Genomic DNA, 22,754 nt, shown 5'->3' with positions numbered 1-22,754 from the left:
CGTCTAGCTTCCCGGCCCCATCACCCGGAGCTGGAGCAGCACACCGAACCGGGCCTCCGGGTCGTCGAGGTCGATCCCACCGACCTGGGCCACCCGGCGCAGCCGGTACCGGAACGTGTTGGGGTGCACGAACTCCGCCGCGGCCGCCGCCGTCACGTCCCCGAAGGCGTCCAGCCAGGCCCGCAGGGTCGCGACCAGGCCCGCGCCGTGCTCGGCGTCGTACTCCACGAGCCTGGCCAGCGGCCCCGCGATCGTGTCCCCGCGGGCCGCGACCACATCGCGCAGCTCCAAGACCAGCGACGCCGCCTGGACGTCGGCGAACCGGGCCACCCGAGGCCCGTCGGTATCCCGCGCGTCGCCCGCGCGCAGCACCCGCAGCACCCGGTCGACCACCTCCCGGGACCGGGCCACACCACCCGCGCTCGGTGCGACCGGCCCCACCGCTGCCACGGCGGCGGTCCGCCGGCCCACCTTCTCGACGAACGCCCGCGCGATGCGCTCGGCCCGTTCCTCGCCGTCGGGCCCGCACGGCAGCAGCCCGTAGGCGACGTCACCGATCAGCGCCACCGCCGACGCCGGGTGCGCCGACTGCAGGTGCAGCGCGAACGCGTCGGACAGCCGCTCGCGCTCGCTCGCCTCGACGACGTCGCCCGCGACGGACCGCTCGTCGTCGTCGGGCCGGGCCGTGACCCCGAGCGCGACCACCGCCTGACTGCCCAGCCCGAGCCGTTCGAGCGCCTCGCGGGCTCCGGTGCCGCCCTCCAGCGCGGTGCTCAGCAGGTCGGTGCGGATCCGCCGCCGCACGTCCGAGCCCGCGCGCACCCGCAGGAGGTGCAGCGCCGTCAGCTTCGCGGCGTCGCGCAGGGAGGCGATGCGCCGGTCGTCGAGCGGGGCGTCCATGGCGGCCCAGATCGACCCGAGCACCTCGTCGCCCGCGCGCACCGCGATCGCCACGCGCGGCATCGTCAGGCCCGCGTACCCGATGGGCAGGGGATCGACCCTGACCGGGTCCGAGCTGCGGTACAGGTCGCGGAACACTCCCCGCTCGGTGAGCATCCGCGCGTAGCGCTCGGGTACCCGGCGACCCAGGACGGTCTCCACGCGCGAGTCGTCGGCCTCGTCCTGCCGCACGGAGAACGCGAGCACGCGCGAGCTGCGGTCCTCGATGGTCACCGGCGCGTCCAGCAGCGCGGCGACGGCGTTCGCCACCGCGAACAGGTCGCCCGACGGCAGCCCGCCCAGGGACTCGGCGTCGTCCACGCCCACGTCGCCCTCTGCCAGCACGGTCCGCAGCAGCGCCGCGAGCTGGGCCCATGTCGCACCGCGGCTCAGGCCCAGCAGCGCGACGCCGCTCGCGTCGGCGGCGTCCAGCACGGCTGCCGCGGCCGGCACCGGCTCCCGCACGACCAGCGCCGTCGCGCCGTGCTCGCCCAGGCGGCGCAGCAGCGCCGCGACGTCGTCCGGTGCGGCCAGGCCTACCCCGAGGACGAGGGCGTGCGGCGGGTACCCGGCCTCGTCGAGCGGGTCGTGGATCACCAGGCCGCCCACCTCGCGCCCCGCGTCGGGGCCTTCGCGCACGACGTCGAGCAGGGTGGCTCCGAGATCGTCGAGCACCCTGCCGAGGCTCGCGCGTGGCCGCCGGCTCATGTCCGGAGGATAGGCGCTCGCCGTCTCCCCTGTCCGACAGCGCCCGCAGGTGACCGAGCCCGTCGCGGGTTAGAACTGAGGGGACGGCGCCGCGCCGTCGGACCAGAGCGCCGAGGAGTGAGCAGCATGACGACGGGGAACAGGTTCCAGGGCAAGGCAGCGATCGTCACGGGCGGTGGCAGCGGCATCGGTGCGGAGATCTCCCGGCAGCTCGCCGCGGAGGGCGCCTCCGTCGTGGTCACCGACATCAAGCTCGACGGCGCGCAGCAGGTGGTCGACGAGATCACCGGCGCCGACGGCACCGCGGTGGCCTTCGAGCAGGACACCACCGACCCCGACCAGTCGCGCGCCGCTGTCGACTTCGCCGTCGAGCGGTACGGGGAGCTGCGGCTCGCCGTGAACAACGCCGGCATCGGCGCGCCGCCCGCCAAGATCGGCGACTACGACATCGAGGCATGGGACCGGGTGCGGGCGGTCGACCTCGACGGCGTCTTCTACGGCCTGCGCTACCAGCTCCCCGCCATGGTGGCGGCCGGCGGCGGCGCCATCGTGAACATGGCCTCCGTGCTGGGCTCCGTGGGTATCGCCGAGAACGCGGCGTACGTGACCAGCAAGCACGCGCTCGTCGGGCTGACCAAGGTGGCTGCCCTCGAGTACACGGAGCAGGGCGTGCGCACCAACGCCGTGGGCCCCGGCTTCATCGACACCCCGCTCGTGCGGTCCTCGCTGAGCGAGGAGGCGCTGGCCGCGCTCGAGAACGAGCACGCCGCCAAGCGGCTCGGGACGGACAAGGAGGTCGCGGCGCTGACGCTCTTCCTCCTCAGTGACGAGGCGTCCTTCATCTCCGGCAGCTATCACCTGGTCGACGGCGGCTACGCGGCGCACTGAACGGATGACCATGTACCTGCTGCCAGAAACCGGCGGTGACTGGCAGCAGATACATGGTCACCTTCCGGGGTAGGGGCGGGCGCGCCGCCTCCGCCAAAGGTCGTAGGTGAAGTGGGCACCCGTGCCCGATGTGGCGCCGCGGGGTTCTCGACAGGCTTGGGTCGTCCGGGAGAAAGCCTCCGGACCAGCCCGAACACCTGCCGAGCGCGAGGAGCGCGACGATGTACTCGTCCCTTTACCAGACACCCGCCGAGCGGCCGGAACGCCGCTCGCCGGGCCACCCGAGGCAGCACGGCCGGCGCGGCCGCGCAGCGCTCGCGACCCTTGGCCTGCTCGCCCTCACCGTCGCGGCCGGCGCCCCGAGCGCGGCCGCCGCCGAGTCGGACGCCGCCGGGCCGACGCCGCCCCCGCCCATCTCCGCCCCGGCCGGTGAGCACACCCTGAACCGGACCGACGTCGACGCCTGGCTCGACGGCATGCTGCCCGCCGCGCTCGAGAGCGCAGGCATCGCCGGCGGCGTCGTCACCGTCGTCGACGACGGCAAGGTGGTCACCACCCGCGGCTACGGACACTCCGACACCGGCACGACGGGCGGCGAGCCCGTGCCGGTCGATCCGGAGACCACGCTGTTCCGGCCGGGATCGGTGTCGAAGCTGTTCACCGCCACCGCCGCGATGCAGCTCGTCGAGAGCGGCGACGTCGACCTGGACACCGACATCGGCGAGTACCTCGACTTCGAGGTGCCGCGGAACTTCGACGAGCCGATCACGCTGCGGCACCTGCTGACCCACACAGCGGGCTTCGAGGAGCGGATCGGCGGGCTCATCGGCTCGGGCGGCGTCTCGCCGGTACTTCGTGACGCCCTCGTCGAAGAGCCCCCGGAGCAGATCTACGAGCCGGGCACGGTCCCCGCCTACTCGAACTACGGCAACGCCCTGGCCGGCTACATCGTCGAGCGCATCAGCGGCGTGCCGTTCGAGGAGTACGTCGAGCGCAACATCTTCGAGCCGACCGGGATGACGTCGTCGACCTTCGAGCAGCCACTGCCCGACGCGCTGAGCGAGCAGATCTCCCAGGGATACAACACGTCGGCGGAGGGCCCGGGGCCGTTCGAGATCGTCGGGACACCGCCTGCCGGAGCACTGACCGCCTCAGCACCTGACATGGCACGCTTCATGCTGGCCCAGCTGGGCGAGCCGGGCGCGGGGTCGCTCCTGGAGCCCGAGACGCTCGAGCTCATGCACGCTCCGGCGCTCGACGAGCGGTCCCTCGGCAACCTGGCTGCGGCCCCCCGGATGGCGCTCGGGTTCTTCGACGAGAGCCGCAACGGCCACCGGATCGTCGGTCACGGCGGGGACACCAACTACTTCCACTCGCACCTCCAGATCTACCCGGACGAGCGCGCGGGCATCTTCGTCTCGTTCAACAGCACCGGGCACACCGGCTACGCCACGCTCGAGCTGCGCAGGGCCGTGCTGGAGGGCTTCACGGACCGCTACTTCCCCGCGGGCTCCGCCCCGGCGGCCAGCACCGTCGACGAAGCGACGACCAAGGAGCACGCGGCGATCGCCGCGGGCAGCTACGTCGCCTCGCGCAGCATGCACAGCACGTTCCTCGCGGCGCTCGACGCCTTCAGCACCACTCAGGTCACCGCGCGGGACGACGGCCGCCTGCTGCTCACCCCCGGACCCGCCAGCGCGTCGCCCGCCCTGTACGAGGAGGTGGAGCCCTGGGTCTGGCGTGAGGTCGGCGGCCAGCGCACCATCGCCATGCGCGTCGCCGACGGCGAGGTCGAGGCCATCGGGTACGAGGGTGCCTTCGCCCTGCTCCCGTCCCAGCCCGAGCGAGTTCCCTCCGTGGTGGTCCCGGTGCTCGGGATGTCGGCCCTGATCCTGCTCGTGACGGCCATCGCCTGGCCGGTCGGTGCGATCGTCCGGCGCGTACGGCACCGGTCTCGCCCCGAGGGCACCGGGCGCGTGACCCGGATCCTCGCGAAGGTCGGTGTGGTCTCCGCGGTGCTGGCCCTGGCCGGCTGGGCCGTCACCGTCATGACCGTGATGAGCCTGGAGGACGTCTCCGAGTTCTCGCTGCGCCAGCTCCAGGTGCTGCAGGGGATCGGTGTGCTCGGACTGGTCCCCGCGGTGCTGCAGCTCGTCGGCGCCGTCCGGCACAAGCACGGCTGGCGCCGGGTGCTCGGTCTGGTGCTCGTGGTGCTCGCCCTGGCCGGAATCGCCTGGTTCGCGTTCGAGTTCCGCCTGCTCGCGCCGTCTGTATCGTACTGACGATGCCCACGACGGACGGCCCCACGGTGTTCGACGACGTACCCATCCCGCCGCGCACGAGCCGGCTCAGCTCGATGCTCGCCCGGCTCGGCGTGACCGGGCGGATCGCGCAGGACGGCCTGCTGGCCGCTCTGGTCATGCTCGTGACGGCCGGCATGATGGCAGTGCTCTTCGAGCTCGTGCTCAGGATGGAGGGCGTCGAGATCGGCTCGGTGCAGGGTGTCGTGCTCACGATCGCCTCGTGCGCCCAGGCGCTGCCGCTCGTCCTGCGCCGGGTCCGGCCGGTCCTCTGTCTGGGTCTCGTCGTCGCGTGCCAGGTCGTCATCATCGCGGCGGCGCCGCCCGACATGTCGAACGGCGGGATACCGCAGTTCATCGCCGCCTACACCGTCGGCACGCTCCTCCCGCCCCGCCGCGCCGTCGCGATCACCGGCGCGGCGGTGTCGGTAGGAGTGTTCACGGCGCTCCTGGTCAGCGCGGCGGCGGGGGTCAGCCCTCTGCTACCCGTCACCCTCAACCTCCTCCAGGGCATGCTGGCGTACGTCGTCGGGGCACTCGTCGGAGGCGCGGTGGCGACCCGCCGTAGCTACGTCGACCTGCTCCGGCTGCGAGCCGCCGACCTGATCCGGACCCAGCGGGCGACCACCGAGGCGGCCATCGTCGCGGAACGGTCCCGGATGGCCCGTGAGCTGCACGACGTCGCAGCGCACCACCTGTCCGGCCTGGTCGTGCAGGCGGCCGCTGTCGAACGGCAGATCGACAGCGACCCGGCGGCCGCCAAGAAGGGCACCGCGTGGATCCGGGGTCAGGGCAAGGAGACGCTCGACAGCCTCCGCCTGATCGTCGGGGTGCTCCGCGAGCGCCAGGACCCCGAGGGGCACGGCGACGCGCACGATGCCCCGCCACCGGGCCTCGGCGCGCTCGACGGGCTCGTCCGGACGGCGCGTGCGCTCGGCACCACCGTCGACCTGGCCCGGGAGGGCACGCGGCGCGACCTCGCACCGATCGCGGACGCCGCGTTCTACCGCGTGGCCCAGGAGTCGCTGTCCAACGCCCGCCAGCACGCTCCCGGCGCCGCCGTGCGGATCACGGTGCGCTTCGGGGAGCGCATGGTCTCGCTCGAGGTGGTCAACGCGCACGCCGCCGGTGGGACCCCGACGGACTCGGCGCGCCGGGGTATGGGGCTGGTCGGGATGGGGGAGCGGGCGCAGCTGGTCGGCGCGACGCTCACGACCGGTGCCGCGCCGTCCGGCGGCTGGCGGGTCCTGCTGACGCTGCCGCTCCACCACGAGCCCGCGAGTACGGTGTCGCAGGGTACTGCGGGCACGTCCGTGCTCGCCGAAGGGGGACAGGGATGATCAGGGTCATGCTCGTCGACGACCAGGCGGTGGTCCGGGCTGGCTTCCGGTTCCTCCTGGAGCAGGCCGACGACATCGAGGTGGTCGCGGAGGCCTCGAACGGTCCGACGGCGGTCGAGCTCGCCCGCCGGCACGGCCCCGACGTCGTCTGCATGGACGTGCGCATGCCCGGCGGGGACGGCCTGGCCGCGACGCGCGAGATCGTGGCCGGCGGCGCTGGAGCGGGCACGACGACGCCCGCCGTGCTGGTCGTGACCACGTTCGACCTCGACGAGTACGTCTTCGGTGCGCTGGAGGCCGGGGCCGGCGGGTTCATCCTCAAGGACTGCGAGCCGGAGGAGCTGATCGACGCTGTCCGGCGGCTCGCCGACGGGCACGGCCTCATCGACCAGGCGGTGACCCACCGGGTGATCACCGAGTTCGCCCGGCGCAAGGCTCCGCCCGCCCCTGCCGTCGACGCGGCGGCGGAGCTCACGGCGCGCGAGGCCGAGATCGTGCGGCAGCTCGCCCGCGGGCTGTCGAACGCGGAGATCGCGGAGGAGCTCGTCGTCGAGACGAGCACCGTGAAGTCCCACCTCGGCCGGGCGATGGCCAAGGTGGGCACGCGCGACCGCCTCCAGACGGTCGTCTGGGCGTACCAGAACGGCCTGGCCCCGGGCTGACAGGCCGTGGGGGCGGGTGGTCGGCAGAACGTCAGGTGATCGGCAACTCGGGCTGCCGATCACCTGACCTTTTACCGACCACCCGAACCAGCCCCGCAGCGCGGGCGAACGGGGTCGGGTCGAACCGGGCGAAGCGGTCGCGGAATTCCGCCGCGCGGGCCGGCCAGAGCAGGGTGAGCCGCCCCGAGCGCTCGTCGACGTACCAGCTGCGGCACCCGCCGCGCAGCCACACGGTGTCGGCGGCCCGCCGGTCGATCTCCCGCGTGTACGCGGCCTCGGCCGCCGCCGAGACCTCCAACGGGCCACCGACCTGGTCCAGGTGGTCGAGCGCGCCGAGCACGTAGCCGATCTGCGCCTCGATCACCTCGAGGGCCGAGTGGTGGCCGAGGCCGGCGTTGGGGCCGTCCAGCACGAACAGGTTCGGGAACCCGTGCACGACCGTCGAGGCATGGCTGGTCATGCCGTCGGCCCAGTGCTCGGCGAGCGTCTGCCCGTCGCGGCCCGCCACCAGGTGCGCGAACGGCGGCCGCGTGGTCTCGAACCCCGTGGCCAGCACCAGCACGTCCACCTCGTGCCGCGCCCCGGACGCCGCGACCAGCGTGGAGCCCTCGACCGCGACCGGCGCGCTCGGCTCCAGCGTGACGTGCGGCTGCTGCAGGGCCGGGTACCAGTCGTCGCTGAACAGCGCCCGCTTGCAGCCCACCGCGTAGTCCGGCGTGAGCACCGCGCGCAGCGCCGGGTCGGGCACCTGGGCGCGCAGGTGCGTCTCCGCGCGCTCGCGCAGCTCGGCCTCCGCCGCGGAGCCGGCCAGGCGCGCGGCGAACAGCTGGTCGGCCTCCGCCGCGAGCGCCGCCCGGTCCGGCCGGGGCTCGCCGGGCGCGTACGCCCGGTCACCGCGCGGCAGCACCCAGGGCGGCGTGCGCTGCAGCACGACGACGGAGGCCGCCCGGCGCGCGAGCTCCGGCACGAGCTGTACGGCGCTGGCGCCCGTGCCGACCACGCCGACCCGCAGCCCGGCGGGCAGGTCCCGGTCCCACCGGGCGGAGTGGAACACGCGGCCAGGGAAGGTGCCGAGGCCCGGGAGGTCGGGAACGCGCGGCTCGCTGAGCCGGCCGACGGCTGTCACCAGCGCCCGGGCGGTCAGCGGGCCACGGGACGTCGTCAGGTGCCACGCCGCCTCGTCGTCGTGCCAGCGAGCGCCCGTGAGTGCGGTGCCGAGGCGCAGGTGCGGGGCCAGCCCCTCGCTCCGTGCGACGTCCTGGACGTACCGGTGGATCTCGGCGCCCGGCGCGAACACCCGCGACCAGGCCGGCTGGGGCAGGAAGGAGTAGGAGTACAGGGCGCTCGGGATGTCGCACGCGACGCCCGGGTACACGTTGTCGCGCCAGGTCCCGCCGACGTCGTCGGCCCGCTCCAGGACCGCGAAGCCGGTGCGCCCGGCGCGCCGGAGCCGGGCACCGAGGCCGACCCCGGCGAGCCCGGCGCCCACGACCGCGACGTCCACGTCCGTGGGCGCGGCCGTGCCCGTCCGCTGGTCCGTGCCCGTCACCCCACCTGCTCGTACGTGGTCGTGCGCTGCCGCACGGGCCGGCCCAGCTCGGCGGCGAGCCGCGTCACGTCCGCGACCGTGAGCTCCCGGCCCTGCTCGGGTCCGGCATCCGGGTCCAGAACGCCGTCGAGCAGCACGCCGCCCAGGTCGTCCGCGCCGCCCGCGAGCACGAGCTGCGCGCCGCGCATGCCGAGCTTCGTCCACGCCGCCTGGACGTGGTCGATCCGCCCGGCGAGCAGCAGCCGCGCCACCGCGTGCAGGGCGCGGCTCTCGCGCAGGGTCGCGACGCGGGCGCCGGGGACCGTGACCGGCGACTCCGTCGGCAGCCACGGCATCGGGATGAGCTCCGTGAACCCGCCGGTCGCGTCCTGCACGCCGGCCAGGGTGCGGAGGTGCCGTACCTGGTCGCGCGCCGACTCGACGTGCCCGTACACGATCGTCGCGGTGGACCGCAGACCTGCCGTGTGGGCGGCGGTGACGAGCTCGACCCACTGCTCGGCCGGGATGTCGGTCCCGCCAGTGAGCAGGGCGCGGACCCGGTCGTCCAGGATGCGCGCGCCCGTGCCCGGCACGGTGTCGAGGCCGGCCTCGCGCAGCTCCGCGAGCCAGCCGGCCAGGGGCAGGCCGGCGCGGGCGGCGCCGTCGGCCAGCTCGGCCGGGCGGAAGGCGTGCAGGTGCAGGCCGGGGCCGCCCCGTCGTACGGCCCGGACCAAGCCGAGGTAGCCGTCCGCGCCCGACGCCGCCGGCGGCATCCCCTGCGCGCACACCTCCGTGGCGCCGAGCGACACGGCCTCCGCCGCGAGCTCCGCGACCCGCTCGGGCGGGAGACCCAGTGACGCGTCGATGTTCCGGTTCACCGCGTACGTGACGGTGTCGCCGACCCGCTCGCGGCGCACCTGGTCCGCGAGGGCTGTGAGCTCTTCGAGGTCGGCGCCGTCGGCCCCGAGCAGTTCGACCCAGGCACTGTCGTCCGCCCCCGCAGGATCGGCAGCGACGTCCCCGACCAGCCGTGCCAGCCCCCGCCCCGCCCCGTTGAGTGCTGGGTATTTGCGCTCTTCCGGGCTCGAAAGGCGCAAATACCCAGCACTCAACGAGCTGGCGGGGAGGGCGTCGTGGCGGGCCAGACCGTAGTCGTCCGCGAGGGAGAGGACGCGGGCGCGGAGGCGGTCGTCGAGCCAGTCCGCGCCGTCCCGGGCCTCGCGGAGGTAGTGCGGGTGCGCGGTGAGACGCTCGCGCAGCGTGTACCCGCCCTCGCCGGTGAGCCGCGCCAGGTCCTCGATCTGCGGCCAGGGCCGCTCGGGGTTGACGTGGTCGGGGGTGAGCGGGCTGACGCCGCCCCAGTCGTCGATGCCGGCGCGGACCAGGAGCTGGAGCTCGGCGGCGTCGGTCAGGTTGGGCGGTGCCTGCACCCGCATCCCCGGGCCGAGCAGCACGCGCGTGACGGCGACGGCGGCCGCGTACTCCTGGGTGTCCAGGTCGACGGCGCCCATCATGGCCGTGGCGGACTTCGCGCGGAAGTTCTGCACGATGACCTCCTGCACGTGGCCGTGCCGGGCGTGCGCGTCCCGCAGCGCCAGGACCGAGTCCACGCGCTCGGCGTAGTTCTCGCCGATGCCGAGCAGGATGCCCGTGGTGAACGGGATGCGGGAGCGGCCGGCGTCCTCGATCACGCGCAGCCGCAGGGCCGGGTCCTTGTCGGGGGAGCCGAAGTGCGCCTGCCCCTTCTCCGTCCACAGCCGGGACGACGTGGTCTCCAGCATCATCCCCATCGAGGGGCCGACCGGCTTGAGCCGTTGCAGCTCGGCCCACGACATGACGCCGGGGTTGAGGTGCGGCAGCAGGCCCGTCTCGTCCAGGATCAGGCGGGCCATGTGGCCGACGTAGTCGAGGGTCGAGGCGTAGCCGTGGTCGTCGAGCCACTGCCGGGCCACCGGCCAGCGGTTCTCCGGGCGGTCGCCGAGGGTGAGCAGAGCCTCCTTGCAGCCCAGCTCGGCGCCCTGCCGGGCGACCTCCAGGACGGCGTCGGCCTCCATGTACGGCGAGATGCCCGCCTTGGCGAGCTTGCCGGGCGACTGCACGAAGATGCAGTAGTGGCACCGGTCCTGGCACAGGTGCGTCAGCGGCACGAACACCTTGCGCGAGTACGTGATGACGCCCGGCCGGCCGGCCGCCGTCAGCCCCGTGTCGCGCATCGCACCGGCGACCGCGAGGAGCCGGTCCAGGTCCGCGCCGCGCGCGTGCAGGAGCACCTCGGCGTCGGCCCGGTCGGGGGTGCTGCCGCCGGCGTCCTCCAGCCGGTCGAGGGCCGCGTCCAGGACCGGACGGTCCGGGGCCTGCGGCTGGTCGGCGCCACGCGAGGGCGTGCGCAGGGTGAGAGGAACAGTCATGGGCCCACCTCGGGTGCGGGAACCGGATCTGGATGGTCCGGAGGGGACGGGCCGACACTATGTCATTCCGCGGCACCCTTCCTCGGGCTGATCGGTGCGCCCCCGCGATGGGTGTACCGGCACGGTGTGGGAATCCCCGATGCCGCCGGACCACCCGCCTTGCTAGCGTCCATGCGGCCGGCAGGTGGGTGAAACCGCCACAGCCTGCCACGGCTCCGTCCGCGAACAGAGGTGGTCTCATCATGGTCCTACGCCGCGCACCGATCATCGTCGCCCTTCTCACGGCCGCGATGCTGGCGATAGGAACGGCGCTCGTCCCGATCTGGACGGCCACCGCCGTCACCGCCGCCTGTTCCGCACCTGCCTGGGCCGAGGGCACGAGCTACCGAGCCGGTGACCAGGTGACCTACGAGGGAAGCGGCTACACCGCGACCATGGCGCACACCGCGCACCCTGGTGCGGGCTGGAACCCGGCGTCGACGCCCACGCTCTGGACGCACGACGGCACGTGCGACGGCGGGCCGACACCTGACCCGGACCCGGAGCCGGAGCCGGAGCCGGAGCCGGAAGCGGGCACGCCGGTCGCGGCCAACGGTCAGCTCAGCGTCTGTGGCGTCAACCTGTGCAACGAGCACGGCAACCAGATCCAGCTGCGCGGGATGAGCACGCACGGTACCCAATGGTACTCCCAGTGCATCACCGACGCCTCGCTCGACACCCTCGCGTACGACTGGAACGCGGACGTCATGCGCATCTCCACCTACGTGCAGGAGGGCGGCTACGAGACCGACCCGGCGCGGTTCACGGCCCTGGTGAACGAGTACATCGACATGCTCACGGCGCGCGGCATGTACGCCATCGTCGACTGGCACATGCTCGACCCGGGCGACCCCAACTACAACCTGGAGCGCGCCAAGACGTTCTTCACCGACATCGCCGAGCGGAACAGCGGCAAGAACAACATCATCTACGAGGTCGCGAACGAGCCCAACAGCGGCGAGATTCCCGGTTCGGTGCCGTGGCCGGAGATCAAGAGCTACCACGAGCAGATCCTCCCGGTCGTCCGGGCGCAGGACCCGGACGCCGTCGTCCTGCTGGGTACGCCCGGATGGTCCTCGCTGGGTGTCTCGGACGAGTCGGACGAGTCCGAGATCGTGAACAACCCGGTCGACGCCTCGAACGTGATGTACACGTTCCACTTCTATGCCGCGTCGCACAGGGAGCTGTACCTGGACGCGCTCTCTCGCGCCGCGGACCAGATACCCATGTTCATCACGGAGTTCGGCACCCAGGACTACGCCGGTGAGGGTGCGAACGACTTCGCCATGTCGCAGCGGTACCTCGACCTGGCGGAGTCGAAGAAGATCAGCTGGGTGAACTGGAACTTCTCGGACGACCATCGGTCCGGCGCGGTGTTCACGGAGGGGACCTGCTCGAGCGGCTCGTTCGGGACGGACCGGCTCAAGGAGGCCGGGACGTGGATCCGGGACCGGATCCGGACGCCCGACGACTTCTAGATGTGACGCGGAGGGAGCTTGCTCGGGCCGTGCTCAAGGTTGCGGTTCGCGTGCCGAACCGCAACCTGTGGGTCCTCGCGGGCGTCCGGGGGTGCCGAACCGCAACCTGTGGGTGCTCGGGGGCGTCCGAAGGTGCCGAACCGCAACCTGTGTGTCCTCGCGGGGGCCAGCCGAAGGTTATGAGTCCGGACCCGGTCCGGCGCACGTGTTCCTTGCGGCTCGGCGCGGTCGGTGACTCGTAGCGTGCGGTTCGGCGCCACGGGTTGGCCCTTGAGACAGAGAACTTGCGGCTCGGCGTCGTCCGTCCAACTGGCTAGGTGCGGGGGCGCGGGGCTACGGGGTGTGACCGGTCGGCAAGGTGGACCGGGCGGGTGGGTGCCGGGCGGGCTGATCTTCGTTCACCCTGGCCCTGCCTGATTCACCTCAGCTGAGGATTTCAGTTCTCCTCAGCTGAACAGTTCAGCTGAGGCGATAAGTTCGAGGCTGAGGCGAACGAAAATCAGCCCACCCGGCACCCACCGAATAAGTACCCCATGCCCCAGGGGCTGCAGGATGATCGTCCGATGCGCATCATCCAGCTCCCAGCCCGGGAGATCTCGCAGTTCGGCAGCGACGGCGTCGACATGGACTTCCTGCCGCAGGTGCTCGACGCCGGGCGTACCACGGTGCACATCGCCCGGATCGTGGCGGGCGGTGTGCTGGGAGAGCATCCGGCGACGTCGCTCCAGGTGTTCGCCGTCCTCGCTGGTGAGGGGCTGGTCACCTCGAAGGGAGTGGCCGGGGACGCCGACGAGCGATGGGAGATCCAGCCGGGCCAGGCCGCGATCTGGCAACCGGACGAGACCCACGCGACGACGGCAACCACGGATCTGCTCGCGGCGGTCATCGAGACGAGCGACGGCGAGCTGGCGTTCCGGGAGCACGAGGTGCTGTTCGGCCCACCGCTGGACTGAAGGCGCGAAGCATCACCCGGTAGTGCCAAGGTACGCGCGCACCACGTCGTCGTCGGCCAGGAGCTCGGCCGCCGGACCCGAGCGGACCACCTCGCCCGTGCGCAGCACGTAGCCGTGATCGGCGGCGCGCAGGGCGCGGCGGGCGTTCTGCTCCACGAGCACCACGGTGGTTCCGGTCTCCCGGATCTGCGCCACGACGTCGAACACCTCGTTCACCACGAGCGGCGCCAGGCCCATCGAGGGCTCGTCCAGGAGCAGCAGGCGCGGCTCGGCCACGAGGGCGCGCGCGATGGCGAGCATCTGCTGCTCGCCGCCGGAGAGCGTGCCGGCGGGCAGGTCCCGGCGCTCGGCCAGCACCCCGAACCGCTGGTACATCTCGTCGATCGTGCCAGCCGCGGCCCTGCCCCGGTGCCAACCGCCCATCGCGAGGTTCTCGGCCACGGTCAGGGTGGCGAGGATCTGCCGCCCCTCTGGCACCTGGACCAGGCCGCGCGCCACGAGCCGGTGGGCGGGCGCGCGGGTGATGTCGACCCCGCGGAAGCGGACCCGGCCGCCGTGCGGGCGCACGATGCCGGACACCGCGTTGATGATCGTCGACTTGCCGGCGCCGTTCGCGCCGACGAGCGCGATCAGCGACCCCTCCGGCACGGTGAACGACACGTCGCGCACCGCCTCGACGCGCCCGTACCGCACGGAGAGGTGCTCGACCTCGAGCACGGGTTCGGTCATGTCAGGCCTCCGTCCCGAGATATGCCTCGACCACCCGGGGATCGGCCGCGACGACCGAAGGAGCACCCGACGCGATGATCTCGCCGAAGTCGAGCACCACCACGCGGTCGCAGATCTGCCGCACCAGGCCGACGTTGTGCTCGATGAGCAGCACGGCGAGGCCGTCGTCGGCCAGCGAGCGGATGAGGTGGGCGAGCTCAGCCGCCTCGACCTGGTTCATGCCGGCGGCCGGCTCGTCCAGGATGAGCAGGCTCGGGTCGGCGGCGAGCGCCCGGGCGATCTCGAGCCGTCGCTGGTCCCCGTACGAGAGCGCGCCGGCACGGGTGGCGGCAGCCTCCAGCATGCCGACCCGGCGCAGGCACCGGGCGGCATGGGCGAGCGCTGCCCGTTCGTCGCGCCGTGCGGACGGCAGCCAGAGCATCCGCCGCAGCAGCGTCGGCCTCGTCACGAGGTGCCCGCCGACCAGCACGTTCTCCAGCGCGGTGAGCCGGTCGAAGAGCTTGGAGTGCTGGAACGTGCGGCTCACGCCGGCGGCGGCCACGCGGTGCACCGGAGCGCGTCCCGCGGCCACGCCCAGCACGCTCGCCTCGCCCGACGACGGCTGCACGAGCCCGCTGAGCATGTTCACGAGGGTCGTCTTGCCCGCGCCGTTGGGGCCGATCAGCCCGAGCAGCTCGCCGCTGCGGAGCTCGAGGTCGACGCCGCGCACCGCGTGCACGCCGCCGTAGTCCTTGCTCAGCCCGGTCAACCGCGCCACGACGTCGCCACGCGGTGCGTGCTCGCGCGTACGCAGGTCGGCGCCGCCTCCGTCGTCAGCGCTGTCGACGTCGTCGCCGCTGCCTGCGTCGTCGGCGGCGTCGTCGGCGGCGCCGAGGCCGGGCACCCGGATCCGCCGCGGGATCCAGCCGGCGAGCCCGCCGGGCAGGAACAGGATGACGACGAGCAGCAGCAGGCCGGCGACGAACGGCCGGATCCAGCCGGCCTCGACGCCCAGGGCGCGCTGGACCTCGGGGATGACGGTGAGGAACGCGCTACCCACCACGGGCCCGACGAACATCGTCGTGCCGCCCACCATCGCGGTGACCAGACCGTCGATTGCGGCGGCGAACCCGAAGTCGGCCGGCGCGACCAGGCGCACGGTGTACGCCCACAGCACGCCGTAGAGCCCGGCCACGGCACCGGCCGTCGCGAACGCCCCGAGGCGGTGCCTGCCGACGTCGATCCCCATGGCGCCCGCCGCGAGCTCGTCCTCGCGGATGGCCTCCAGCGCCCGTCCGTACCGGGTGGGACCCGACCGCCAGAACCAGTAGGCGACCACGGCCAGCACGACCCACGCGATCGCGGGCGTGACGATCTTGGGCACGGACAGGCCCTGCGCGCCGCCCGTCCATTCCGCGTTGAGCAGGAAGATGCGCACCGCCTCGGCGAACCCGAGCGTGGCGATGGCGAGGAACACGCCCCGCAGGTGCATGGTCGGCAGCCCCAGCACGACGGCGGCCACCGTGCCCGCCGTCATGCCGATGACCAGGGCGATCAGCAGGGCAGCCAGCTCGCCCACGACGTCGGGGTCCGGTGCCAGGAGCACCGAGGTGTACGCGGCGACCGACGCGAAGCCGGCCTGGCCCAGGCTGAGCTGGCCGGCGTTCAGCACGGCGTAGAAGGAGAAGGCGAAGATCGCGCCGAGCGCGATGAACGTGACCGTCGACTCGGTGAGCATCAGACCTGCCGAGCCCGACGTCCGCCGAACAGGCCCTGCGGCCGCAGCAGCAGGATCCCGAACAGCAGCGCGAACGCGATCAGGTCGCGCCACGCGGAGCCCAGGTACTGCACGGCGAACACCTCGGCCACGCCGAGCAGGATCCCGCCGACGAGGGCGCCGGGCAGCGAGCCCATGCCGCCCACCACGATGACCGCGAGCCCCTTGAGCTCGATCGCGGACCCCATGCCGAGCTGCGCCGAGTTCACGTTCATCGCGAACAGGGCACCAGCTACGGCCCCCAGCGCCGCCGAGATCGCGAACGTCGTCGCGGTGACCCGGTCCACGTTCACGCCGAGCACGCGCGCCGCCGTCGGGTTCTCCGCGACGGCGCGCATGCCCCGGCCGAGCCTGCTGCGCGCGACCAGCCAGGTCAGCCCCACCACGAGCGTGAGACAGATACCGACGATGACGACCTGCAGCAGCGTGACCTGGGCGCCGAGCACGTCGAACCGGGTGGCCGGGAACGTGTCGACGGGAAAGCGGCGGGTCTCGGCGCCGTACCGCCACTGCAGCAGCGCGATCAGCATGCCCGCCACGGCGATGGAGGAGATCAGGCCGGCGAAGTGCGCGTCGGCCCGGCCCTTGAGCGGCCGGAACGCGACCCGTTCCACGATCAGCCCCAGGAGGGCGCCCACCACGGCGACGGCGGGCAGGGCCGCCCAGAACGGCAGCCCGCCCACGGTGACGAGCTCGATGCCGATGAAGGCCGACGCCGCGAACACCGCCGGATGAGCCAGGTTGAGGCGGTCGAGGATGCCGAACACGAGCGCGAACCCGACAGCGAAGAGCGCGTAGATCGAGCCGATGAAGAGCCCGTTGAGCAGCTGTTGCATGGTGGTGCGCTCAGTCGAGCACGGTGAACGTGCCGTCTTCGACGATCTGCACGACTGCCTCGTGCTCGGCGTCCCGCGCCTCGTTGATCGTCAGCTCGCCCAGCACCGACGGTACGCCGTCGATCGTGCCGAGACCCTCCTTGATCGCGTCCCGCTCACCCGAGCACGAGGACCGCACCGCGGTGTCGATCAGCATGAGCCCCGCGAAGGCCTGGGCAGCGAACTGGTCCGGCTGCGACCCGTACTTCTCCTCGAAGTCGGCGAGGAACGCCGTGTTCTCCGGGTTGTCGGACGCCGAGTTCCACGCGGCCCCGACGACCACACCCTCGGCGGCGTCCCCGGCGTCGGCCATCAGCTGAGGGTTGTTGAACCCGTTGCCGCCGACGATCGGCACGTCGATGCCGAGCTCGCGTGCCTGCGTGACCAGGGGGATCGCCGCCTCGATGAGAGCGGAGACCACCAGCAGGTCCGCGTCGGCGGCCTTCGCCTCGGTGAGCAGGGCACGGAAGTCGGTGTCGGCCGTGGAGAACTCGAGAGTCTCGGCGACCTCGATGCCCTCGGCGTCCAGCGCCTGCGCGAACACCTCGTACCCGGCCTCGGTGAAGGCGTCGTCGTTGCTGTACATCACCACGGCGCTCTCCGCCCCGTAGACCTCCTTGGCCTTCGCGACCGTCTGGGGGATCACCTGGGCCTCGGTCAGCGAGTCACGGAAGATGTAGTCGCCCTGCTCGGTGATCCCGTCGGCGGTGTTCGAGATCGCGAGCACCGGAACACCCTCCTCCTGCGCGATCGGCTGCGCCTGGAAGCCTCCGTTGGAGAGGGTGGGGCCGATGATCACGCTCACACCGTCGTCCGCCGTGAGCTGCTCGAACACGGCGATGCCCTGCCGCGGGTCCGTCTGGTCGTCCTCGACCGTCAGCTCGTACTCGACGCCGCCCTGCGCGTTCAGCTGCTCGGCGGCCAGCTCGAGGCCCTTCTGCTGCGACTCCCCGTAGCTGGCGGCGGCGCCCGTCAGGCTGAGCGCCGCGCCCACCGGCACGGGCGACCCGATCGTGCAGTCGGCGCCGGTGCCCTCACCGACGAGGCTGCCGTCGCTGTCGCCGCCGCCCCCCGAGGAACAGGCGGCGAGCGTGACGGTCACGGCGGTGGCGGCGAGAAACACGCGAGCACGGTGCGACATGCAGATCTCCAGGGGTTTGACGACGTCGTCAATGCAGAGGAAGAGATGGCCGAACAAGCCGGTAGCGGGGGAATTCTGGCACGGACCTGACCACGATGACACCCCTTTGCCGCGAGGACACGACATATCGATTCAGCGCAAATGCTTGACACCCCGACTGCGGCGAGGAAACGTCCGGCGCATGAACCGCCGAACGACCCTCGCAGGAGTCACCGCAGCCCTCGTGACGCTGACGCTCGCGGCCTGTGCGCCGTCCTCGGGCAGCCCGGAGCCCGGTGCGGCAGCGGGGGAGGGGTGCGACGGCGAGGCGGTCGGCCTCGACGTGTGGTCCTGGCGCACCGAGGACGTCAAGACGTACGAGCAGATCTTCGACGTGTTCGAGGAGGCCAACCCGTGCATCACGGTGACCTTCCAGGCCCACCTCAACACCGAGTACGACCAGATCCTGCGCACCGGCCTGACCGGCTCGGACGGGCCCGACATCGCCCAGGTGCGGTCCTACGGCCTGCTCCAGCCGCTCGTCGAGGGCGGCAACCTGGAACCGCTGGAGGACCTCGTCCCCGCGCTGGGCGACTTCGACGACGCCCTGCTCGACGGCGCTCGCGGCCGCGAGGACGGGGCGGTCTACGGCGTGCCGCTGGCCTCCCAGACGATCCAGGTCTACTACAACACGGCGATCTTCGAGGAGCACGGCCTGGAGGAGCCCGAGACCTGGGACGACTTCATCGCGCTGAACGACACGCTCCTGGAGGCGGACATGACGCCGCTGGCCGTCGGTGCGCGCGACGGGTGGTTCGTGCCCACCGTGCACGACGCCCTGACCGCCGCCCAGTACGGCGGCGCCGACTTCCAGCAGGCCCTGCGCGACGGCGAGACCGACTTCACCGATCCCGTGTACGTCGACTCCCTCCAGACGCTCAAGGACCTGCAGAAGTACATGCCCGACGACGTGACCGGCGTGGCGTACACGGACGCGCAGGTGCTGTTCACCTCCGAGCAGGCGGCGATGTTCGCAGGCGGCTCGTACGAGCAGGCGTTCTTCCAGGAGGCGAACCCGGACCTCGACCTCGGGGTGTTCCAGGTGCCCCCGCCGCCGGGTTCGGCGCTCGACCACCCCGTCACCGCCGGGTACGCCGACGGCAGCTGGGGCCTCTCGGCCACCACCGAGCACCCCGAGCAGGCGGAGACGCTGCTGAACTGGCTGGCCACGCCGGAGTTCGGGCAGCTGGTCGCCGACGAGCTCAAGCAGTTCTCGCCGATCCCCGGCGTCGAGTTCTCCGACCCGCTCCAGCAGGAGATGTGGGACATGTACCAGGAGAGCCCCGCGCCCTACCTGCTGCTCGTGGACTACCGCTACGGCGACCCCGTCGGCACCGACCTCATGGGCGAGGCGGGGCAGAAGCTGTTCCTCGGCGACACCGACGCTGAGGGCGCGGCACAGATCATCCAGGACGGCCTGTCGGCCTGGTGGACGCCGGGCGAGTGACCCGCCGTCGTACGGCGGCGCTGCCCACGCCCGTCGCACTGCTCTTCCTGCTGCCCGCCGCCGCGCTGTTCGCCGTCTTCGTGCTCTACCCGATGGCGACGGCGCTGACCTACTCGTTGTTCTCCTGGCGCGGGACCGCGCAGGACGCGTTCGTGGGGCTGGACAACTTCGTCACCCTGTTCGCCACCGAGCCGTACCGCAGCCAGCTGCCGCGGGCGTTCGCGCACAACGCGCTCCTGTTCGCCGGCGCGATGGTCGTGCAGAACTCGGTGGGCCTGCTGCTGGCGTACGCGCTGCACAAGCGGGACCGGCTGCGCCGCCTGTTCCAGGTGCTGTACACGATGCCGTACCTGGTCTCGCCGCTCGTCGTCGGCTACCTGTGGTCGCTGCTCCTGTCGCCCCTGTTCGGTCCGGTGAACGCGGTGCTGCGCGCCGTCGGCCTGGAGTCCATGGCCCAGCCCTGGCTGGGCGACCCCGACACCGCCCTGTGGGTGGTGGTCCTGGTGACCGCGTGGCAGTGGGTCGGGTTCCCGCTCCTGATCTACGGCGCCGCGCTCGGGTCGCTGGACCCCACGATGGAGGAGGCCGCGATGCTCGACGGTGCCACCTCCCGCCAGCGGTTCTGGCACGTCACCCTGCCCATGCTGCTGCCGGTGATCGGCACGGTGAGCGTGCTGACGTTCATCTTCTCCATGGAGGCGTTCCCGATCCCGTACGCCCTGGGCGGGTCCAACGGCAGCCCGGCCGGCGCGACCGACGTCATGTCGCTCCTCTTCTACCGCACGGCCTTCAGCTCGGGGGCCTCCAACGCGATCGGCGTCTCGTCCGCCGTGGCGATCGTGCTGTTCGTCGTGATCGTCGGGGTGTCGGTGCTCTTCACCCGGTGGTTCCGCGGCGTCGAGCGGAGGCTGACGTGAGACGGGCGGGCGTGAACGTCGTGCTGTGGGGCTACGCCGTGGTCGCGCTGGTGCCGCTGCTGATCATGGTGTGGAACTCGTTCCGGTCGGACCAGGAGCTGGTGGCCGAGCCGCTCGGGCTGCCGCAGAGCCCGTCGTTCGAGGCCTACCGTGAGGCGTGGGTCGAGGCGTCGTTCTCCACGTACTTCCTCAACTCGGTGCTCGTCACCACGGCGTCGGTCGCCCTGTCCACCGCGGTGTCGCTCCTGGCGGCGTACGCGCTCGCGCGGTCCCGCTCGCGGCTCATGGGCGTGATCGAGCAGGTCTTCGTGTCGGGCCTGATGATGCCCGTGTTCCTCATGATCGTGCCGATCTTCTACCTGCTGGACACGATCGGGCTGGCCTCGACCCGCACGGGCCTGATCCTGGTCTACTCGGCGGTGTCGATCCCGTTCTCGGTGTTCGTGCTGGCCACGTTCCTGCGCCAGCTCCCGGTCGAGCTGGAGGACGCCGCCCGGATCGACGGCGCCGGACCGCTGCGCACCTTCTGGTCGGTCCTGCTGCCGCTCGTGCGCCCGGCGGTCGCCACGGTGGTGGTCTTCCGCTTCGTGCCCATCTGGAACGACTTCTTCTACCCGCTGATCCTCGTTCGGGACCGCGACCTGTACACGCTGCCGGTCGGCCTGACGACGTTCTTCGGGGAGTACCAGACGTCCTGGTCCACGCTGTTCGCCGGCCTGGTCATCGCCACGCTGCCGCTGGTGCTGCTCTTCCTGGTCGCGACCCGGCAGATCGTGGCAGGTCTCACCGCCGGGATGGGCCGCTGACGCCAGGTGCGACACGGCCGGGCATGGGAGGCTGGTGCGTGTGCGGCACGCCACCGGCTTGCATTCGGAGCCTGTGGTCGTGGGGCGTACCATTGACGGGTTGCCCGTGCGCCTGGCGCACATCGCCTCGCGCGAGCAGCCGCAACAGAGTTGAGCATCCCCGCGCCACCCCGGGACGCAGTACGCCGGCGTGCGCGCACCCCCGACATTCTGGAGACCATCGAAGTGAAGAGCGCCGTCGAGACCTTGGAGCCCACCAAGGTCAAGCTGACCGTCGAGGTGGACTACGACGAGCTCAAGCCGAGCATCGATCACGCCTACGAGCACATCGCGGAGCAGGTGAACATCCCCGGGTTCCGCAAGGGCAAGGTGCCCCCGCGCATCATCGACCAGCGGGTCGGCTGGGGCGCCGTGATCGAGCACGCCGTGAACGACGGCCTCTCCGGTTTCTACCGTGACGCGCTCGGCGAGACCGACCTGCGTCCGCTCGCCCAGCCCGAGATCGACGTCACCGACGTCCCGGCCAAGGCCGGCGAGGGCCAGCTGAAGTTCACGGCCGAGGTCGAGGTGCGGCCGGAGATCGAGCTGCCCGAGCTGTCCGACGTCGACCTGACCGTCGACTCCACCGAGGTCACCGACGATGACGTCGCGGAGCGCATGGACGCTCTGCGGGAGCGCTTCGGCACCCTGGTGGGCGTGGACCGCCCCGCCGTCGAGGGCGACTACATCGTCATCGACCTCAAGGCCCTCATCGGCGACGAGGAGGTCGACTCCGTGTCCGGCGTCTCGTACCAGATCGGCTCGGGCAACATGCTCGAGGGCCTGGACGAGGCACTGACCGGCCTGTCCGCAGGCGAGACCACCACGTTCAAGGCGCCGCTGGCCGGCGGCGACCACGAGGGCAAGGAGGCGGACGTGACCGTCACCGCCACCTCGGTCAAGCAGCGTGACCTGCCCGAGGTGGACGACGACTTCGCCCAGCTCGCCTCGGAGTTCGACACGATCGAGGAGCTCAAGGCCGACCTCACCACGCAGGTCGCCGGCATCAAGACCTCCAACCAGGCCGTCACCGCCCGTGACGCGCTCATGGAGAAGCTGCTCGAGACCGTCGAGGTCCCCGTGCCGGCCGGTGTGGTCCAGGCCGAGGTGCACCGTCACCTCGAGTCCGAGAGCCGCCTGGAGGACGACGAGCACCGCGCAGAGGTCACCGAGGACGCCACCAAGGCGATCAAGAACCAGATCCTGCTCGACACCCTCGCCGAGAAGCTCAAGGTGCAGGTGAGCCAGGGTGAGCTGGTCGAGTACCTGGTGAGCGCGTCGCAGCAGTACGGCATGGAGCCGAGCGAGTTCATCCAGACCCTCGAGCAGGGTGGCCAGATCCCCGCGATGGTCGGTGAGGTCGCACGCTCGAAGGCGCTGGCGGTCGCGCTGCGCCAGATCGAGGTCAAGGACTCCGACGGCAACGTCGTCGACCTGAGCGAGTTCATCGGCTCGGAAGAGGCCGACGACGCCCAGGCTGCGCTGAACGACGCCATGGCGCAGGCTCAGGAGGTCGCTGACGCGGAGGACGCCGAGGCGACCGAGGACGCCGAGGGCTCCGCACCGGAGTCGTCGGAGCCCGCGAAGGCCTGACGCACTCCCGGCCCGAGAGGGCTGCAGCACGACGCCCGACGGCGGTCCGCCTGCGGTGGCCGAGCTTGTCGAGACCGGTCTCGACGAGCGCGGGCACCCACGGGGGGCCCCCGCCCCGGTCCCCCCACAAAGGGGGGTGATAGGTACATGGGGGGGGGGGGGAATAGTT

The 22,754-nt window shown here is 72.1% G+C and carries 17 protein-coding genes; 10 read left to right on the top strand and 7 right to left on the bottom strand.

The annotated features are described in order from the left end of the window. Positions 1–3: 3 nt before the first annotated feature. Entirely contained in the window at positions 4–1,647 is a 1,644-nt protein-coding gene (locus AB0F40_RS18055) for a helix-turn-helix domain-containing protein (protein ID WP_357470403.1), read from the bottom strand. Between the two features lie 126 nt (positions 1,648–1,773). Here AB0F40_RS18055 and AB0F40_RS18050 point away from each other — a divergent pair, with 126 nt between their 5' ends. The 4 genes from AB0F40_RS18050 (at position 1,774) to AB0F40_RS18035 (ending at position 6,837) form a co-directional block, all read left to right on the top strand. Continuing rightward, positions 1,774–2,535, top strand: a complete 762-nt coding sequence (locus AB0F40_RS18050; protein WP_357470400.1) for an SDR family NAD(P)-dependent oxidoreductase — start codon at positions 1,774–1,776, stop codon at positions 2,533–2,535. 221 nt (positions 2,536–2,756) lie between these two features. After that, complete coding sequence (locus AB0F40_RS18045; protein WP_357470398.1) at positions 2,757–4,817, top strand: serine hydrolase; 2,061 nt, start codon at positions 2,757–2,759, stop codon at positions 4,815–4,817. 2 nt (positions 4,818–4,819) lie between these two features. Continuing rightward, entirely contained in the window at positions 4,820–6,175 is a 1,356-nt protein-coding gene (locus tag AB0F40_RS18040; RefSeq protein WP_357470395.1) for a histidine kinase, read from the top strand. Beyond that, the gene (locus AB0F40_RS18035) at positions 6,172–6,837 is read left to right on the top strand and encodes a response regulator transcription factor (RefSeq protein WP_357470391.1); all 666 of its coding nucleotides are present in this window, start codon (positions 6,172–6,174) and stop codon (positions 6,835–6,837) included. The genes AB0F40_RS18040 and AB0F40_RS18035 overlap by 4 nt, the downstream gene beginning before the upstream one ends. A 31-nt stretch (positions 6,838–6,868) precedes the next feature. Here AB0F40_RS18035 and AB0F40_RS18030 read toward each other — a convergent pair whose 3' ends face one another. After that, positions 6,869–8,386 (bottom strand): NAD(P)/FAD-dependent oxidoreductase, encoded by a 1,518-nt coding sequence (locus tag AB0F40_RS18030; protein WP_357470388.1) that lies wholly within the window; start codon positions 8,384–8,386, stop codon positions 6,869–6,871. Beyond that, positions 8,383–10,773: a 7,8-didemethyl-8-hydroxy-5-deazariboflavin synthase CofG gene (cofG, locus tag AB0F40_RS18025; RefSeq protein WP_357470385.1), complete on the bottom strand. Its 2,391-nt coding sequence runs from the start codon at positions 10,771–10,773 to the stop codon at positions 8,383–8,385. Before cofG ends, AB0F40_RS18030 begins: the two co-directional genes overlap by 4 nt. 242 nt (positions 10,774–11,015) lie before the next feature. Here cofG and AB0F40_RS18020 point away from each other — a divergent pair, with 242 nt between their 5' ends. Further along, the gene (locus tag AB0F40_RS18020; protein WP_357470382.1) at positions 11,016–12,290 is read left to right on the top strand and encodes a cellulase family glycosylhydrolase; all 1,275 of its coding nucleotides are present in this window, start codon (positions 11,016–11,018) and stop codon (positions 12,288–12,290) included. 563 nt (positions 12,291–12,853) lie between these two features. Then, on the top strand, positions 12,854–13,243 hold the full coding sequence (locus AB0F40_RS18015; protein WP_357470380.1) for a hypothetical protein: 390 nt from the start codon (positions 12,854–12,856) through the stop codon (positions 13,241–13,243). Between the two features lie 12 nt (positions 13,244–13,255). Here AB0F40_RS18015 and AB0F40_RS18010 read toward each other — a convergent pair whose 3' ends face one another. The 4 genes from AB0F40_RS18010 to AB0F40_RS17995 are packed head-to-tail and all read right to left on the bottom strand — an operon-like array spanning position 13,256 to position 17,744. Then, the gene (locus tag AB0F40_RS18010) at positions 13,256–13,960 is read right to left on the bottom strand and encodes an ABC transporter ATP-binding protein (protein ID WP_357470474.1); all 705 of its coding nucleotides are present in this window, start codon (positions 13,958–13,960) and stop codon (positions 13,256–13,258) included. A gap of 13 nt (positions 13,961–13,973) precedes the next feature. Further along, positions 13,974–15,689, bottom strand: a complete 1,716-nt coding sequence (locus tag AB0F40_RS18005; protein ID WP_357470377.1) for a branched-chain amino acid ABC transporter ATP-binding protein/permease — start codon at positions 15,687–15,689, stop codon at positions 13,974–13,976. Beyond that, positions 15,689–16,564: a branched-chain amino acid ABC transporter permease gene (locus AB0F40_RS18000; RefSeq protein ID WP_357470374.1), complete on the bottom strand. Its 876-nt coding sequence runs from the start codon at positions 16,562–16,564 to the stop codon at positions 15,689–15,691. The genes AB0F40_RS18005 and AB0F40_RS18000 overlap by 1 nt, the downstream gene beginning before the upstream one ends. Before the next feature lie 10 nt (positions 16,565–16,574). Next, a complete protein-coding gene (locus AB0F40_RS17995; RefSeq protein WP_357470372.1) occupies positions 16,575–17,744 on the bottom strand; it encodes an ABC transporter substrate-binding protein in 1,170 nt (389 codons plus the stop codon). Positions 17,745–17,925: 181 nt separating this feature from the next. Here AB0F40_RS17995 and AB0F40_RS17990 point away from each other — a divergent pair, with 181 nt between their 5' ends. The 4 genes from AB0F40_RS17990 (at position 17,926) to tig (ending at position 22,585) form a co-directional block, all read left to right on the top strand. Then, the gene (locus AB0F40_RS17990; RefSeq protein WP_357470369.1) at positions 17,926–19,230 is read left to right on the top strand and encodes an extracellular solute-binding protein; all 1,305 of its coding nucleotides are present in this window, start codon (positions 17,926–17,928) and stop codon (positions 19,228–19,230) included. Beyond that, positions 19,227–20,147, top strand: a complete 921-nt coding sequence (locus tag AB0F40_RS17985) for a sugar ABC transporter permease (RefSeq protein WP_357470367.1) — start codon at positions 19,227–19,229, stop codon at positions 20,145–20,147. Before AB0F40_RS17990 ends, AB0F40_RS17985 begins: the two co-directional genes overlap by 4 nt. After that, entirely contained in the window at positions 20,144–20,953 is an 810-nt protein-coding gene (locus tag AB0F40_RS17980) for a carbohydrate ABC transporter permease (protein WP_357470365.1), read from the top strand. Before AB0F40_RS17985 ends, AB0F40_RS17980 begins: the two co-directional genes overlap by 4 nt. Before the next feature lie 225 nt (positions 20,954–21,178). Continuing rightward, positions 21,179–22,585, top strand: coding sequence for a trigger factor (gene tig / locus AB0F40_RS17975; protein WP_357470471.1), 1,407 nt, complete (start codon positions 21,179–21,181; stop codon positions 22,583–22,585). Positions 22,586–22,754 lie beyond the last annotated feature (169 nt).

This window comes from Promicromonospora sp. NPDC023987 (genome assembly GCF_040639055.1).
Lineage (GTDB): Bacteria > Actinomycetota > Actinomycetes > Actinomycetales > Cellulomonadaceae > Promicromonospora.
Note: the sequence above shows the minus strand (reverse complement) of the source record. Positions and strands in the feature narration are given on the sequence as shown.

Bases quoted from the DNA above. Each gene is read 5' to 3' on its own strand.
- AB0F40_RS18020 (WP_357470382.1), top strand. From the start codon at position 11,016: ATGGTCCTACGCCGCGCACCGATCATCGTCGCCCTTCTCACGGCCGCG.
- AB0F40_RS17990 (WP_357470369.1), top strand. From the start codon at position 17,926: ATGAACCGCCGAACGACCCTCGCAGGAGTCACCGCAGCCCTCGTGACG.
- AB0F40_RS18000 (WP_357470374.1), bottom strand. From the start codon at position 16,564: ATGCAACAGCTGCTCAACGGGCTCTTCATCGGCTCGATCTACGCGCTC.
- AB0F40_RS18035 (WP_357470391.1), top strand. From the start codon at position 6,172: ATGATCAGGGTCATGCTCGTCGACGACCAGGCGGTGGTCCGGGCTGGC.
- AB0F40_RS18045 (WP_357470398.1), top strand. From the start codon at position 2,757: ATGTACTCGTCCCTTTACCAGACACCCGCCGAGCGGCCGGAACGCCGC.
- AB0F40_RS18040 (WP_357470395.1), top strand. From the start codon at position 4,820: ATGCCCACGACGGACGGCCCCACGGTGTTCGACGACGTACCCATCCCG.
- cofG (WP_357470385.1), bottom strand. From the start codon at position 10,773: ATGACTGTTCCTCTCACCCTGCGCACGCCCTCGCGTGGCGCCGACCAG.
- AB0F40_RS17995 (WP_357470372.1), bottom strand. From the start codon at position 17,744: ATGTCGCACCGTGCTCGCGTGTTTCTCGCCGCCACCGCCGTGACCGTC.
- AB0F40_RS18055 (WP_357470403.1), bottom strand. From the start codon at position 1,647: ATGAGCCGGCGGCCACGCGCGAGCCTCGGCAGGGTGCTCGACGATCTC.
- AB0F40_RS18050 (WP_357470400.1), top strand. From the start codon at position 1,774: ATGACGACGGGGAACAGGTTCCAGGGCAAGGCAGCGATCGTCACGGGC.
- AB0F40_RS18015 (WP_357470380.1), top strand. From the start codon at position 12,854: ATGCGCATCATCCAGCTCCCAGCCCGGGAGATCTCGCAGTTCGGCAGC.
- AB0F40_RS18005 (WP_357470377.1), bottom strand. From the start codon at position 15,689: ATGCTCACCGAGTCGACGGTCACGTTCATCGCGCTCGGCGCGATCTTC.